Origin of the sequence: Collinsella sp. SGI.095, assembly GCF_050314535.1 — a bacterium.
In the GTDB taxonomy this organism is placed as follows: domain Bacteria; phylum Actinomycetota; class Coriobacteriia; order Coriobacteriales; family Coriobacteriaceae; genus Collinsella.
The window spans coordinates 1-15775 of the sequence record NZ_JBNPNG010000025.1 but is presented as its reverse complement, the minus strand read 5'-3'; the positions used below and the strand labels follow the sequence as shown (position 1 = coordinate 15775).

The window sequence follows — 15775 nt, the reverse complement described above, 5'->3', positions numbered from 1 at the left end:
CTAACTAAATTGCATAACCAACGCTCTGACCTGCGCGTTTACCGAAATAAGCTGGTATTAAGAAAAATGAGCACCTATATTGGTCTTGTCGAAAAGACAGCAAGTCCAAACGGCAGGGGATGCTCCGGAGGCCTCCGCAAACGGTGTCTTGCGCACGCAACTCTATGAAAAGAGGGAAGCAATGAAGATCGTAGGCGTTGCCGCCTGTACCGTGGGTATCGCCCACACGTATATGGCCCAGAAGGCGATTCAGGATGAATGTGCCGCCCGTGGCATCGAGTGCAAGGTCGAGGCTCAGGGTGGCCTGGGTATCGAGAATGAGCTAACGCAGGAAGACGTGGACTCCGCCGACCTGGTCCTGGAGTCCGTCGACGTGGGTGTCGAGAACGAGGACCGTTTTGAGCAGAAGATGGCCGAGGGCAAGTTCCTCAAGGTCGGTACTTCCGATGTGATCGCCGATCCGGTCAAGATCATCGACCAGGCTGTTGAGATTATCAAGGCGACGGGTGGCGCCGTTGACGCGCCCAAGGCCGAGGCCAAGGCAGAGAAGAAGGCCGTCTCCGCTGCCCCGCAGGCCCCGACACCGGCGTCCAAGCAGTCTATCTTTGCCGATCCTGGCAAGACGCTGCTCAATGCATTCAATACCGGCGTTTCCTATTTTATCCCCATTGTCGTTATCGGTGGCGTGTTCCTCGCCTTCTCGTTGGCATCCGGTACCGCCGGTGCTAACGGCATGGAGGTCACCAACCCGTTGATGGTGAGCCTTAACACCATCGGTATGGCCGGCATCTCTATGATGATTCCGGTGCTTGCGGCATACATCGCTTACTCGATGGCCGGCAAGCCCGCGCTTGCCCCCGGTTTTGTCCTGGGCTACTTGGTCAACAACGCCGTCGTCACCCCGAGTGGCAACAGCGTTTCGACCGGCTTCTTGGGCGCCATGATTATGGCTGTCATCTGTGGTTACTTTGTCCGCTGGATGAAGACCTGGAAGGTCAACAACACCATCCAGACCATCATGCCGATCCTGATCATCCCGATTCTGACCTCGCTCGTCCTGGGCATGGCCTACATCTACATCCTGGCCACGCCGCTTGGCTTTGTGATGGATTGGCTCACCAGCGTGCTCGGTAGCCTGCAGGGCGGCTCCGCCGTCGTCCTGGGCCTGGTCATTGGCGTTATGACCGCCTTCGATATGGGTGGTCCCGTCAACAAGACCGCTTCGACCTTTACCATGGCCATCATGGCCTCCGGCATCTACGGCCCCAACGGTATGTTCCGCGTCGCTGTCGCCATTCCCCCGATTGCTTGCGGCCTCGCTGCGCTCATCGCCAAGAACAAGTTCGATGACGCTGACCGTCAGATGGGTATCTCCGCACTGTTTATGGGCTGCATCGGTATTACCGAGGGCGCTATTCCCTTCGCGGTCAAGGATCTCGGTCACACCCTTCCCGGCATCTGCATCGGTTCTGCCGTGGGTGCGGCGCTTGCCGCCTTCCAGGGTATCGACTGCTACGTCCCGCACGGTGGCTTTATCGTCGCCCTTGCCACCAACAACGTCGCGCTGTTCTGCCTAGACATCGTGATTGGCTCCGTGGTCGCCGCTGCAATCCTGATTGCCATGAAGCCCACGCTCGACAAGCAGGTCAAGTAAACCTTTAAGGACTCCGGTTGTGCGGAGGGATGGATTTGACTTCGCACAACCGCCCCTACACAACAAAATCCATCCGTACTGATAGGGCCCGCATCTGGGTCCCAGGGAACTTTTGTCAAAAATCCTCTGGAGAAGGAGAACAAAATGTCCAACCTCACCATCCGCCAGGCCGTTCAGGGCATGCTCAAGCTGCAGGATAGCGGCGATCACGCAACCATGGTCGGCATTGGCCCCATGAGCCCCAACCTGATTCAGGCCGTGTTCGAGCTTGCCAAGGACGAGGATTTCCCGCCCATGTTTATCGCCAGCCGCAACCAGGTCGATATGGACGAGATGGGCGCCGGCTACGTCAACGGTTGGGACCAGAAGCGCTTTGCCGCCGACATCAAGAAGGTTGCCGACGAGGTGGGTTACACCGGCCCGTACTACCTGTGCCGCGATCACGGCGGTCCGTGGCAGCGCGACGAGGAGCGTAACGCCCACCTGCCCGAGGACGAGGCCATGGAGCTCGCCCGCAAGTCCTTCGTCGCCGACATGGAGGCAGGCTTTGACCTGCTGATGGTCGACCCCACCAAGGACCCCTATCAGATCGGCAAGGTTATTCCGCTCGACGTGGTGCTTCGCCGCACGATCGATCTTATCGACTACCTTGAGCAGTACCGTCGCGAGCATAACCTGCCCGAGGTCGCCTATGAGGTCGGTACCGAGGAGACCAATGGCGGCTTGACCTCTACCGATAAGTACGAGGAGTTCATTTCTCAGCTGCAGCCCGAGCTCGAGAAGCGCGGCTGCCCCATGCCCACCTTTATCGTCGGCCAGACCGGTACGCTCACCCGTTGGACCGAGCAGGTTGGCCATTACAACTTTAAGAACGCCCGCGAGCTCGCCGACATGGCAAAGCGCTACGGCGTGGGCCTGAAGGAGCACAACGCCGACTACCTGGACGACGCGACGCTGCTCGAGCACATTCCGGCTCACGTGACCGCTTCCAATGTCGCCCCTCAGTACGGCACCGAGGAGACCCGCGCCTACCTCAAGCTCTGCGCTACCGAGCAGATTCTGGTCGACAACGGCCTGTGCGACGATCCCTCCGACCTGTATCACACGCTGCTGGTCAAGGCTATCAAGACCGAGCGCTGGCGCAAGTGGATGACCGGCGATGATGTCAACCTGCAGGTTGACGACATTCTGGCCGACGACGAGCTCAGCCTGAAGATTCTGGATGTCTCCGGCCACTACGCGTTCAACGATCCCGAGGTCAAGGAGCAGGTCGAGAAGCTCTATCGCAACCTCGCTGCCCAGGACATCGACGGCAAGCGCTTTGTGATCGAGCACATCAAGCGCCCGATTAAGCAGTACGTCGTCGGTCTTAACCTCAAGGGCGTCACGAGCCGCATCGAGAAGGCTCTCGAGGACTAGGTAGTTCCGGCGTTTTGACAAACGCCGGACCGGTCGACGCTGCGCGAGCATCTGCCGGGCAATCTGGCGCTCAAGCCGTCGCTCGCGTACCAAAGTACGCTTCGCTCCTCTTTCGCACCACCTTGCCACGGCAGCTGCCCGCTCGCTGACGTTGGTTCGACCAGTGATTGAGCCGTTGTCCTTAGATTGCTAGCTATTCATTCGAAGGAGTTTGTACCATGAAGTTCTTTATCGATACCGCCAACCTTGACGAGATCGCCGAGGCCAAGAGCTGGGGCTGCCTTGCCGGCGTCACCACCAATCCGTCCCTGTACGCCAAGACCGGCGGTAAGCTCGCCGACTTTGAGCCCCATATGCTCAAGATTGCCGAGCTCTGCGAGGGTCTGCCCGTGTCTGCCGAGTCCACCGCGACTACTGCCGAGGGCATGATCGAGGAGGGCAAGCGTCTTGCCGCCCTGGCTCCCAACATTGTGGTCAAGCTCCCCGTCTGCGAGGCCGGCCTCGCCGCCTGCCGCGCGCTGGCCGATGCGGGCGTGCGCGTCAACATGACGCTCGTCTTCTCGCCGACGCAGGCCCTCATGGCCGCCAACGCCGGCGCTCGCTACATCAGCCCGTTTGTGGGACGCTTCGATGACATCGCCGAGGACGGTATCTCGCAGCTCGACAACGTTGTGACCTGCATCAAGAACTATGACTGGACCGGTAAGAACGTCGACGACACCGTCGAGATCATTACCGCATCCGTCCGCACGCCCAATCACGTGACCCAGGCGGCGCTACTCGGTGCCGATATTGCGACCGTCCCCATGGCCGCTCTTAAGAAATGCCTGCATCACCCGCTGACCGACCAGGGCCTTGCCTCGTTCGAGGCCGACTGGAAAAAGGTCGTCGAGGCACAGTAACGATGGTTCTGCCGGCCCAGCATTTGTTATGCCGGGCCGGCGTGCTCAAGAGAGGAAACTCCATGACCGATCAGGAACTGGCCAAGATTGCCAATGAGGTTCGCCGCGGTATTGTCACGGGTGTCCACGCCGCCAAGTCGGGGCATCCGGGCGGGTCGCTTGGCGCCGCCGACATTATGACCTACCTCTACTTTGAGGAAATGGATGTCGACCCGGCGAATCCGAGCCGCGCCGACCGCGACCGCTTTGTGCTCTCCAAGGGCCATTGCGCTCCGGCACTCTATGCCGTGCTCGCCGAGCGCGGGTTCTTTCCCAAGGAGGAGCTCGAGACGCTCCGTCATATCGGCAGCCGCCTGCAGGGCCATCCCAATATGAATGACACGCCGGGCGTCGACATGTCTACCGGATCGCTCGGTCAGGGTATCTCCGCCGCGGTTGGAATGGCACTTGCCGCAAAGCACTGGGGTGACAATTACCGCGTCTACACGCTGTTGGGCGACGGCGAGTGCGAGGAAGGCCAGGTGTGGGAGGCAGCTATGTTCGCCGGCAACCACGACCTGGATAACCTCGTCGCTATCGTCGATCACAATGGCCTGCAAATTGACGGCAGTATCGACGAAGTTAACTCGGCTATGCCGCTTGCCGACAAGTTCCGCGCCTTTAAGTGGCATGTGATCGAGCTCGCCGACGGTAACGACATGGCGCAGATTGCCGCGGCCTTTGCCGAGGCTCGCAAAGTGAGCGCCTCACCTGTGGCCATTATCGCCGAGACGGTGAAGGGCAAGGGCGTTTCCTTTATGGAAAACCAGGTGGGCTGGCACGGCAAGGCACCCAACGATGAACAGTTTGAGCAGGCCATGGCCGAGCTCGCAGCAGCAGGGGAGGAGCTCTAATGGCAGACGTCAAGAAAGTCGCCACGCGCGTTAGCTATGGCGAGGCACTTGTCGAGCTGGGCAATGAGCACGATGACTTTGTGGTTCTCGATGCCGACCTGGCCGCCGCCACGCAGACCGGTAAGTTTAAGGCTGCGCACCCTGAGCGCTTCTACGACGCCGGCATTGCCGAGAGCAACTTGATGGGGCTTGCCGCCGGCATTGCAACCACGGGCCACGTCGCCTTTGCAAGCACCTTTGCCATGTTCGCCGCCGGCCGCGCGTACGAGCAAGTGCGTAATTCCATCGGCTATCCGCACCTCAACGTCAAAATCGGCGCCACGCACGCGGGCATCTCGGTCGGTGAAGACGGCGCCACGCATCAGTGCTGCGAGGACATCGCGCTCATGCGCACGATTCCGGGTATGACGGTGGTCGTTCCCGCCGATGACATCGAGGCTCGCGCTTGCGTACGCGCCGCCTATGGGTTTGAGGGGCCGGTCTACATGCGTTTCGGCCGTCTGGCAACACCGGTCATCAACGACCGCGAGGACTATGAGTTCAAGATTGGCCGCGGCGTGGTCGTGCGCGAGGGGTCCGATGTGACTATCGTCGCATGCGGTCTCATGGTCGCCGAGGCGCTTGAGGCTGCCGAGGCGCTCGCTGCCGATGGCATCGATGCCGAGGTTATCAACATGCACACGATCAAGCCGCTTGATGAGCGCCTGGTAGTTGCCAGCGCCAAGAAGACTGGTCGCGTGGTCACTGCCGAGGAGCACTCGATTATCGGCGGTCTTGGCGAGGCCGTGGCCTCGGTACTCGCGGAACAGCATCCGGTGCCGATGCGACGCGTCGGCGTGCGCGATGTGTATGGCGAGTCTGGCCCTGCGGTCGATTTGCTGCACGAGTACGGTTTGGACGCCGACGGTATCGAAGCTGCGGTCAGGTCTGTGTTGTAAGGAAGGTTTCCATGGGATTTGTATCTGCCAACCAAGTGACGATCGGGTATACCGCCGCCTCGCGCGAGGACGCCCTGCATTATTTGTCCGAGCAGGCCATCGAGCTCGGTTTTGCCGATGACGCATCTGCCGTAGAGGCTGCCTTTATTGCTCGCGAGAACGAGGCCGAGACCGGCCTTGTCGCCGGTTTTGCCGTTCCGCATGCCAAAAGCGACGCGATCCACACGCCGGGCGTTGCCGTGCTTAAACTGGCCGAGCCCGTTGAATGGCCGAGCTTCGATGGGGTGCCCGTCGATGTTGCGCTCGCGCTGTACGTGCCCGCCGGCGAGGCTGGAACCACGCACCTGCGTCTGCTCTCCAAGGCTGCCGTGATGCTGATGGACGCCGGCTTCCGTGACAAGGTGCGCGCGAGCACCGATCCCGTTGAGATTGCGGAGCTCATCAATAGCGGACTCGAAGACTAGAACGGTCATCCTGTTCAATCAATCGATCCTTCTCCAAGGAAAAGGGCCGCGACGCCATAGAGGTGTCGCGGCCCTGTTTGCGTTTCCCAAGATAAAACCTGCCAAAATAAACCTGTCCCTTTTTGGTAGGTTACTGGTTCATGTTGCCGTGGATGTAAGGGGTGACTTCGGGGGAGATGTGGCTGCAGCCCAGCTCGCGCAGCGCGGACTCGATGGCGGCGGGCAGCGGGGTCTTGCCCTCGGCATTGACGGTAGCACCGCCGAGGGCGGCAATCTTGGCGACATCTGCGTGAGCGGCTTCGATACGCATGCGGCCGCCGACCAAGCGCGCGCGAACCTGCGACAGACCAAGATCGTGCAGGTAGTCCTCGCAGGCGCGGATTAAATCGACCTTCTCATGCGTAAGCTCCTCGCCTGTGGGGACGCGCGTGGCAAGACAGGCTTCCGCCGGCAGGTTCCAAACGGGATAGCCCCATGCGCGCAACAGCTCGCGCTCTTCGTCCTTGGTAAAGCCGACCTCCATAAGAGGGGAGCGTACGCCGAGCTCTTTGGCAGCGCGCATGCCGGGACGGTAGTCACCGCGATCGCTTGCATTGCTGCCATCGATGACGATGGGAAAGCCGAGCGACTTAGCGTGGTTGACGATGGCGGTAAAGCCGGCGTGCTTGCAGTGGTAGCAACGGTTGGCGTCGTTGCAGGCTACTTGGGGGAGCTGCAGCTGATCGACCGAAAGATTGAGCACGGGGAGCTTAAAATGCGGTCCCTCATTGGTTTGCCTGTCAACGGATCGCTCAAACGAGGTCTGTTCGGGCGTGCCGATGAGCGGCGTGGTGAGGTGAACGAGAAGCGTGCTGGCAGGCATGATGCGGGCGCAGACCGCGGCCAAAAAGCTGCTGTCGACGCCACCGGAAAAGCCGATGGCGACGCGTCCGTATGCCAAAAGCAGCTGTTCGAGCGCCGCGAGTTTGTCCTGAAGCTCCTTTGCAGGTGCGGTAGTGTCTGAAAGCATAAAACAATCCTTACCATTGAGTACTCGGTCGAAAACTATAATCCTATCGGACTGCTCGTCATATGACTTTTGCCTATGTAACGATAGTGCAATATGCTATATACGTTATATACAAGTTTGTAAAGTGCGCTAGAGTGGCCGTAATGCAATCCGGTGAGGGGACCGATATGATCAAGACTGTAATTTTTGACATGGACGGAACGCTGGTCGATACCGAGCGTTTGGGCATCAAGGCATGGAAGGCGGGCGCTGCCGAGCTGGGGGTCGCGATTGATGATGCGCTGATCCATCAGTTTATCGGCCGCACGCTGCCCGATGTCATGGACATCCTTGATAAGCATTACGGCAGCCATGAAACCACCGAGGCGATCTATGTTCGCCACAAGGAGATTCGCGACGAGATGGTCAAGACCGATTTGGAGCTTAAGGCCGGTGCCGCCGAGTGCATAGGCGAGCTGCTGGCTGCGGGCTATCACGTGGGTCTAGCGACGTCGTCGCGCCTCGCTACGGCCGAGCGCAACCTTAAGATGGTCGGCCTTTTTGACAAGTTTGAGACGGTGACCTGCGGCGAGGACGTCGTGCACGGCAAGCCCGACCCCGAGATGTATCTGCTTGCCTGCGAGCGCGCGGGCTTTGCCCCCGAGGAATGCGCTGTGGTCGAGGATTCACGCAACGGCTGCGTCTCGGGCATCACGGCCGGCTGCCATGTCTTTGCCGTCCCCGACATTGTGCCGCTGCCGCAGAATGTGGTGGACGGCTGCGAGGCCGTGCTCGATACGCTGTTCGACCTTACGGCGGCGGTCAAGGCCGTGCGCTAGACAGCTGCGGCGTTGAAACGGGCAATTGCCCACATTTACGCTTAAGCATAAGGGGTCCGGCAATGGCCGGGCCTCTTTTGCTTAAGCTGCGTTTTGGCATACTGGTCGACGTGCTATAGATACGCGCCCAGGTTGATGGCGGTGGCTTCGGCTTGGCTGCTCGCCTGGGTACTGGCGCGCTCTAAGAGGAACGGCCGCACGAGTTCCTGACGGTTGATGTCCTCGGCGGCTGTGACCTCGGTGACGGTGCGTGCGGCGGAGCCGATACGGACGCGTTTGGTTTTTGTCGGCGCCTTGTTCTCGATCTGCTCCACGAGCAGCTGGACACCCTTGCGGCCAATCTCGTAGCCCGGGGGTGCTACGGTGGTGAGAGGGACCGACCCGCTCCATGCAAGTGGGTTACCGTCGCAGCCGGCCACGCGAACTTGCTTGGGGACGGAGATGCCTTTGTCGATCAACGCCGAGATAACACCCGAGGCCAATACGTCGGTTAGGCCGATGACAAAATCCGGACGCTCGTCAGCAGAGCGCTCGGCAATCTGGGCGCCGATGCCGTAGCCGTCGGCTGCGGTATTCCATTCTCCGGCGTCAATGACCTCAATTTTGATGTCGGGATGAAGGGCGAGGGCCTTGTGAATGCCAAGCACGCGCAGGGTGAGCTGCATAAATGCCGCTCTGCCCACAACGGTGATATGGCGTGCGCCGCGGGCAATGGCGAGCTCGGCGATAATGCGCCCCTGTGCCTCGTTGTCGGCGGCCACGTAGTAACCGGGCTCGGAACAGTGAATGTCCAGATGGACAATCGGCACGGGCATCTTGGTCATGGCGGGGTGCCAATCGGGGGATGCCATGGGCTGAACCATGACGCCGGACATCTGCGTGCCCATAAAATAGCGCAGGTAGTGGTCTTCGAGGATGTCGTCGTTATCGGCGTTGGCGATAAGCAGGTCGTAACCGTGCTTGCGGGCCTCGTTATGGGCGCCGCTGGCAATTTGGAGCGAGAAGCCGTGGTCGAGACGGGGGAGGACCAGGCCAAAGGACTTGGTGGTGCCTCCTGCGAGCTGGCGGGCGCTTTGGTTGGGCAGGTAGCCAAGGCGATTGATGGTCTCGTTGATGAGTTTGAGGGTCTCGGGGCGCAGCTTTTCGGGATGGTTGAGCGCGTTGGATACCGTGCCCAGCGAGACCCCTGCCTCGCGCGCGACGTCGCTGATTTTTACCTTTGCCATAGCGGCCCCTTTGATGCGTTTCAAGTACAAGCCAGATTGTAGCATCGCCCGTCCCTAGGGTGTCAAAACCTGCCAATTAGGGACAGGTTTATTTTGGCAGGTTTTATCTGGGGAAACGCTATTGCCAACGCGACCACCACGAAGGGGACAGGCACCTTTGTGGTGGTTTGGACCGGCTGAACGTGTGTGCATCGGGTGGTATCTAAGTTGAGATACCACTTCTGGTATATCAGCTTGCGCTTGCGTGAGTACAATACTCGAACGTTATACGTCTCAGCGCCCCTTGTGCGTGGACGTTTTGCAGTCACGCGAGCGAAGGGATTTATCCTATGTGCGGAATTGTCGGCTACACCGGCTCTGATATTGCAAAGAACATCCTTGTCACGGGCCTTAAGCGTATGGAATATCGCGGTTATGACTCCTCGGGCGTCGCACTCGAGGTGGGCGAGGGCACGGCGGCTCACCTCGACGTCATTCGCCGCGTGGGCAAGGTCGCGGGCCTGGAGAGCGAACTTACCAATGTCGACAGCGACGCCACCTGCGGCATCGGCCACACCCGCTGGGCTACCCACGGCAAGCCCTCCGTTGTCAACGCCCATCCCCACATCAGCTGCGACGGTCGCATCGCCATCGTCCACAACGGCATCATCGAGAACTTCGCCGAGCTGCGTGAGGAGCTGGAGGGCCGCGGCCATCACTTTAAGAGCGAGACCGACACCGAGGTCTTTGCGCACTTGATCGAAGAGGCCTATGCCGAGACACACGACCTGATGGCTTCTGTGCGCGAAGCCTGCACCCACGTGGTGGGAGCCTATGGTTTGGCCGCCGTTTCTGCCGATGAGCCTGGCGTGATCGCCGTGGCCCGCAAGGACTCCCCGATTGTGGTCGGCGTCGGCGAAACCGGCTCCTACGTTGCCTCCGACGTGATCGCGCTTATCGATGCCACCCGCGATGTCGTGGTGCTCGAAGACGGTCAGTTTGCCAAGCTTACGCCCGCAGGCGTCGAGTATACCGACGAGGCTGGCAACGTGATTGAGCCCAAGCTTACCCATATCGACTGGGACCTGGATATGGCCGAAAAGGGCGGTTATCCCGACTTTATGCTCAAGGAGATCCATGAGCAGCCTCGCGTCGTGCGTGATACCCTGGTGGGCCGCATGACCCCCGCCGGTGAGCTCGATATCGACGAGCTGGGCCTTTCGCTCGAGGAGCTCAACGATATCGACCGCGTGTATGTGATTGCCTGCGGCACCAGCTACCATGCCGGACTTATCGCCAAGAACCTTATTGAGGGTTGGGCTCGTATTCCTACCGAGGTCGAGGCGGCAAGCGAGTTCCGCTATCGCAACCCCATCATCACGCCGACGACGCTTGTCGTGGCCGTGTCCCAGTCGGGCGAGACGGCCGACACCCTTGCCGCCATTCGCGATGCGCGCATCAAGGGCGCCAAGGTCTTTGGCATCACCAACGTGCTGGGCAGCCCGGTGGCGCGCGAGAGCGACGGCGTTATCTACACCAAGGCCAACAAGGAGATTGCAGTTGCCTCGACCAAGAGCTTTATCGGTCAGGTCGTGAGCCTTACGCTTTTGGCCCTGCTGCTGGCGCAGGTTAAGTACCGTCTGACCACCAAGCAGGCGCGCATGCTGTTCCGCGAGCTTTCCGATACGGCCGAGCAGATCCAGTGGATCCTGGATACGCAGACCGAGGCCGTGCACGAGGCCGCGCTTGTCTGCAAGGACGCGCAGTCTGCATTGTTCGTGGGTCGCGGCATGGGCGCCGCCATTTCCTACGAGGGCGCGCTCAAGCTCAAGGAGGTCAGCTACCTGCATGCCGAGGCATATGCTGCCGGCGAGATGAAGCACGGCCCTATCGCGCTGATCGACCCAGGTTTCCCCGTTATCGCGGTTGCAACCAAAAGCGCAACATACGACAAGACGGTGTCGAACCTCATGGAGTGCAAGGCGCGCGGCGCCAAGGTCATCGTCGTTGCTACCGAGGGCGACGAGGAAATCAACAAGATCGCCGACTGCATCATTCGCGTGCCGGCCGTCCGCGACGTATTCAGCCCCATCACGGCGAGCGTTCCGCTGCAGCTGCTCGCCCGCGAGGTTGCCATCCTGCGCGGTTGCGACGTTGACCAGCCCCGCAACCTGGCCAAGAGTGTCACAGTAGAGTAATCGAGTTCCTACATCCTAACAACTAAGTCCCGGCTTCGTTGCAGCGGAGCCGGGACTTGTTGCATTTGCCCAGGTAAAACCTGCCAAAATAAACCTGTCCCTTTTTGGCAGGTTAGCGGAGCTTGCTGGTCTCGAAGTACTCGGGATATTGGTCCAGGACCTCGGTCTGGTTGCGGAACATCATATGCAGGTGCTTGCTGACCAAAAAGCTTGCCTCGATAGGATCGCGACCGGCGATGGCGCGGCGGATTTGCTTGTGCTCGTTAACAATCTCCTGATTGTCGAGCGCCTGCGTAGCGGCGCGCAGCCAGCGGAAGCGCTCCAGGTCGGCATTGGTCGCCTCGAGCCACGACCACACGGTGCTGCGGCACGCGATGCTAAAGATCATGCGGTGCATGAGGTTGTCGCTTAAAAAGAAGCCGATGCGGTCCTCTTCGGCCATGGCTTTTTCCTGCAGCGCGATGGCTCGGTCGAGCTGCTCGATGCCTACCGAGGTGGCACGGGCGCAGCATTCCACAATCACCTGCTTTTCCAGGTGTTCGCGAATGTAGCAGGCACTCTCGGCAAGGGTGAGGTTGATGGGCGAGACATAGGTGCCGCTTTGGGGCACGGTGCGCACTAGGCCCTCTTGCGCCAGACGCACCAGTGCCTCGCGCACAGGGGTGCGCCCCATATCTAGGTCGTCACAAAGCTGCTTGACGCCCAACTTTTCGCCCGGCTTGTAGTCCAGGTAGACTATTTTGCGTCGAATGGTGTGGTAGGACTGGTCCTGTAGGCTCGTTTCCTGCTCGCCGACGTGCATCGATTCTTCCATAGTGCCTCGCAACTGTTCTATCACACTCATATGTCAGTTGTTAATTATGCCGCGAATCAGCTCTCCGCGGTGGGTAATTTGGTTGTTGCCCGAGAACTATTGCGGCATCTTAGTCTGTTTTTGCGCATGGCTGTGCTCGATGTTGCCGTATCATAGGCCGTCGCAAGCGTGAAATAGAAAGAAGGAATCCCATATGCAACTGGTAAATATCGTACGCGAGCGCTGGAAGGGTGTCTTGTTCTGCCTGATCATCGCCATCCCTGCGTCGTTGCTCGGCAAACAGATTGAGGTGGTCGGTGGGCCGGTATTTGCCATCCTCTTTGGCATGGTTCTGGCGCTTGTCTTTCCCAAGAATCGTCGCGAACAGCTCGCCGCCGGCGTCACCTATACGTCTAAAAAAGTCTTGCAGTACGCGGTTATCCTGCTTGGCTTTGGCATGAACCTCTCGCAGATTCTGTCCAAAGGCGCCCAGTCGTTGCCGATTATCGTGGCTACGATCTTGACCTCGCTCGTCATCGCCTTTGTGCTCTGCCGCGTTATGAACGTGCCGGGCAAGATCGCGACGCTTGTGGGTGTGGGTTCGTCGATTTGCGGCGGTTCCGCCATCGCCGCGACCGCGCCTGTCATCGATGCCGACGATCGCGAGATTGCCCAGGCTATTTCGGTCATCTTCCTGTTTAACGTTATCGCGGCGCTCGTGTTTCCAACGCTTGGAGGCATGCTTGGGCTGACCAACGAGGGCTTTGGCCTGTTTGCCGGTACCGCTATCAACGACACCTCGTCTGTAACGGCTGCGGCGAGCGCCTGGGACAGTATGCATCCTGGCGCCAATGTGCTCGAGAGCGCTACGGTAGTCAAGCTCACCAGGACGCTGGCCATTATTCCCATCACGTTGGTCCTCGCATGCTGGCAGATGCATCTGGCGCGCAAGGCCGGCGGCGACGCCAAAAGCACGTTCTCCCTTAAGCGCGCGTTTCCCATGTTTGTGCTGTTCTTTGTGCTGGCGAGTGTGGTCACCACAGTGTTTCAGCTTCCCGCGTCCGTTACGGCGCCCATCAAGGAGCTGTCGAAGTTCTTTATCGTGATGGCCATGGCGGCTATTGGCTTTAATACCGATATCGTCGAGCTGGTCAAAAAAGGCGGCAAGCCCATCGCATTGGGCTTTTGCTGCTGGATTGGCATTGCGTGCATGGGTTTGGGGATGCAGCACGTGCTGGGAATCTGGTAGAGAAGTAGCCCATTTACGTGCTGGTTGCCGGTGGCCGCATCCTCGCGGTGGAGCGATAGGAGCTCTTGCGGGTATGGCTTGTCCGCAGGTTAATAGATCCCGAAGAGCTCTTATCGCCCCGCCAGGATGGCGATGCGGGGCAACACCTATACTCGCAGGACGGCGCTTTCTGCCCTATAGTGTTTGGTGAGCAATATCGTTCAATTTTGAAACACTTGGTCGTGCGACCGTCGGCGGTTGTACGTTGCAGCGGGCAGGGGCAAATCATGGATAGCGATGCCAAGCTGAACATCTTGACCGATGCCCTAGCTGCTGCTGGGGCCTCGGCATTGGCAATCGATGCGCGTGGGGACGTCGCGATCTCGACCATGAATGACGCGGCGCTTGAGCGGGATGTGGCGGCTTTTGTCGCTGAGCGCCTCGACCGCATAGGAGACGGCGCGCGTCTGGTTATGGGGCGTGCGGGTACGCGCCTGAGCCTGACCGTTCGCCCCACCGACAAAGAGGGCGGGGGCCTTTGGGTCATCGTGGTCCGCGAGGTGCGCGCCGCCGCGGCGCATGCGGGCATCGAGTGGCTCAACGCCGACGAAGTCGAGGCCCGCTACGAATCGAGCGCGTACGGCATCGTCGAAGACGCGGCAGCGGTCGCTGCCCCCGTACGGGAGAGCTATGCGCGCGGAGTGCCCCTTATGCTCGAGGGCGAGCTGGGCGCGGGACAGGATCAGATTGCAAAACGCCTGTACCTGGATGGACCCTATGCCGACCAGCCCTTTGTGTCCGTTGCGCTCGATGAGCTTACGGATCGCGGTTGGCGCCATCTGCTCAAAAGTTCCGAATCGCCGCTATTCCAAACGGGGCTGACACTTTGCATGGGCGGCTGGCATGCTGTTGGCCCCCAACGCCTGCGCGAGCTCGTGTCCGCAATGATCGACACGGCGCTCGCAACTCGGTGCCATGTGGTGTTGACGGCAAACGACATGCCAGGCGGCGGCGAAAGCGATCAGGCTGCTTTTGTAACCGAGCGTCTGGCCTGTGCAGTGAGTGTGGCGCCGGCGATTGCCGAGCAGGGCGGCGCGTCGGAAAAGGTTGCGCGCTATCTGGAGTATCTGGCAGATATGTTTGAGACGGCAACACCCGCCTTGTCGTCCGGGGCGGCAAAGACACTCGATGCCTATCGATGGCCCCGTAACTATCTACAGCTTCGTGAGGTTTCGGAACGACTTTATATATTAGTGAGGACGGGTACGGCCGAGCGGGCGGTGGCGGAGGAGGTGCTCGCCCAGGAGGACGTTATCAAGACCGCGACCTTTGGTGCCCCGACGCTCGATAGCGATCTGTATATCTTGCGCCCACTGGCCGATACCGAGCGCGATATCGCACGGCTGGTCGTAGGCCACCTTCACGGCAACAGGACCCGAGCTGCCGAAGTGCTAGGCATAAGCCGTACGACCCTGTGGCGCCTGCTGAAGGACGACGACCGTTAAGCGAGGCGCCCGTGACCGCGCGCGGCGCGTGTGATACAGTCCAAAGCAGTATTGTTTCGACTGTGTTACGGCGTGCGGGGAGTATGGCGGAGACTTCAAAAACAAATCGGGTTCGAAAGCCCGCGGCGCCGGTCAACCGTCGCACGACTTCACGGACGTGGGGCAAAAGCGCCTCGGGGTTCGACGGCTCGTTCAAACGCACTAAATATGGTTATCCTTCGGCAAGCGCTCGCTTGGCCATGCAGGCCGAATCATCGCTGTGGGGCCGTAAGCGTGTGGTGGGGTCAAAGCTCAAGCACGATGGAACGCTCGGCTACATTAGCCGTGGCGCTGCTCGCCGTAGCGGCCTCCATCCCGCAGGCTGGCATCGCTATGTTCCGATCGCGGTCGTTGTTGCGGTGATTGTCATCGCGCTCGCGGCGCTTGGCTACGCCGGCGGCGGGGCCAATCTGGACGCAATGTTTAAGTCGCCGGAGCTCGCGCATGCAGGCACAGAAGTTGTCGAGGGCGTTCAGACCCAGACGGGCGTCGCGCCCCAGCGCGGCATGGTCGCAGCCGCTGCCACCATTGCCGATGCTCAAAAGGATGAAGGCGAACAGGGCGATGGCGCCGAAGCGACTCGAACGAATGAAACGACGACAAATCCATCGGCAAGATAAGTTGCTAGTGGGGTAGCAAATTTGGGACGGGGCCTTTTAGCTGCCCAAGTGTCGAATGCCAGCAGCAGCTCATTCGATGTCAGTCGCCAA

General features: G+C 60.1%; 14 protein-coding genes. 11 read left to right on the top strand and 3 right to left on the bottom strand.

All coding sequences use genetic code 11. From position 1 onward, the window contains the following. Positions 1-181 precede the first annotated feature (181 nt). From ACQRCA_RS07795 to ACQRCA_RS07770, 6 genes are all read left to right on the top strand, one after another. Positions 182-1654, top strand: a complete 1473-nt coding sequence (locus ACQRCA_RS07795) for a PTS fructose transporter subunit IIC (protein WP_427719789.1) — start codon at positions 182-184, stop codon at positions 1652-1654. A 144-nt stretch (positions 1655-1798) separates the two neighbouring features. Then, positions 1799-3073, top strand: a complete 1275-nt coding sequence (locus ACQRCA_RS07790; protein WP_427719788.1) for a class II D-tagatose-bisphosphate aldolase non-catalytic subunit — start codon at positions 1799-1801, stop codon at positions 3071-3073. 218 nt (positions 3074-3291) lie between these two features. Continuing rightward, positions 3292-3975: a fructose-6-phosphate aldolase gene (fsa, locus tag ACQRCA_RS07785; protein WP_117757862.1), complete on the top strand. Its 684-nt coding sequence runs from the start codon at positions 3292-3294 to the stop codon at positions 3973-3975. Between the two features lie 62 nt (positions 3976-4037). Further along, a complete protein-coding gene (locus ACQRCA_RS07780) occupies positions 4038-4868 on the top strand; it encodes a transketolase (RefSeq protein ID WP_427719787.1) in 831 nt (276 codons plus the stop codon). Then, the gene (locus tag ACQRCA_RS07775) at positions 4868-5806 is read left to right on the top strand and encodes a transketolase family protein (protein ID WP_427719786.1); all 939 of its coding nucleotides are present in this window, start codon (positions 4868-4870) and stop codon (positions 5804-5806) included. Before ACQRCA_RS07780 ends, ACQRCA_RS07775 begins: the two co-directional genes overlap by 1 nt. A gap of 11 nt (positions 5807-5817) precedes the next feature. Next, positions 5818-6270: a PTS sugar transporter subunit IIA gene (locus ACQRCA_RS07770; protein WP_195503788.1), complete on the top strand. Its 453-nt coding sequence runs from the start codon at positions 5818-5820 to the stop codon at positions 6268-6270. 130 nt (positions 6271-6400) lie between these two features. Here the strand turns inward: ACQRCA_RS07770 and ACQRCA_RS07765 are convergent, their stop codons facing one another. Further along, entirely contained in the window at positions 6401-7279 is an 879-nt protein-coding gene (locus ACQRCA_RS07765; RefSeq protein ID WP_427719785.1) for a hypothetical protein, read from the bottom strand. Positions 7280-7446: 167 nt separating this feature from the next. On the opposite strand from ACQRCA_RS07765, the gene ACQRCA_RS07760 reads away from it, so the two are divergent. Beyond that, the gene (locus ACQRCA_RS07760) at positions 7447-8097 is read left to right on the top strand and encodes an HAD family hydrolase (protein ID WP_427719784.1); all 651 of its coding nucleotides are present in this window, start codon (positions 7447-7449) and stop codon (positions 8095-8097) included. 113 nt (positions 8098-8210) lie between these two features. Here ACQRCA_RS07760 and ACQRCA_RS07755 read toward each other — a convergent pair whose 3' ends face one another. After that, positions 8211-9323, bottom strand: coding sequence for a LacI family DNA-binding transcriptional regulator (locus tag ACQRCA_RS07755; RefSeq protein WP_427719783.1), 1113 nt, complete (start codon positions 9321-9323; stop codon positions 8211-8213). Between the two features lie 329 nt (positions 9324-9652). Here ACQRCA_RS07755 and glmS point away from each other — a divergent pair, with 329 nt between their 5' ends. Next, entirely contained in the window at positions 9653-11500 is a 1848-nt protein-coding gene (gene glmS / locus ACQRCA_RS07750; protein ID WP_427719782.1) for a glutamine--fructose-6-phosphate transaminase (isomerizing), read from the top strand. Between the two features lie 112 nt (positions 11501-11612). On the opposite strand, the gene ACQRCA_RS07745 is transcribed toward glmS, so the two are convergent. Further along, positions 11613-12314, bottom strand: a complete 702-nt coding sequence (locus ACQRCA_RS07745; RefSeq protein WP_427719781.1) for a GntR family transcriptional regulator — start codon at positions 12312-12314, stop codon at positions 11613-11615. 193 nt (positions 12315-12507) lie between these two features. Between ACQRCA_RS07745 and ACQRCA_RS07740 the strand changes: the two genes are divergently transcribed. From ACQRCA_RS07740 to ACQRCA_RS07730, 3 genes are all read left to right on the top strand, one after another. Next, positions 12508-13542, top strand: a complete 1035-nt coding sequence (locus ACQRCA_RS07740) for a YeiH family protein (protein ID WP_427719780.1) — start codon at positions 12508-12510, stop codon at positions 13540-13542. 266 nt (positions 13543-13808) lie between these two features. Further along, the gene (locus ACQRCA_RS07735) at positions 13809-15026 is read left to right on the top strand and encodes a helix-turn-helix domain-containing protein (protein WP_427719779.1); all 1218 of its coding nucleotides are present in this window, start codon (positions 13809-13811) and stop codon (positions 15024-15026) included. 83 nt (positions 15027-15109) lie between these two features. Beyond that, positions 15110-15685 (top strand): hypothetical protein, encoded by a 576-nt coding sequence (locus ACQRCA_RS07730; protein ID WP_427719778.1) that lies wholly within the window; start codon positions 15110-15112, stop codon positions 15683-15685. The last annotated feature ends 90 nt before the right edge of the window (positions 15686-15775 follow it).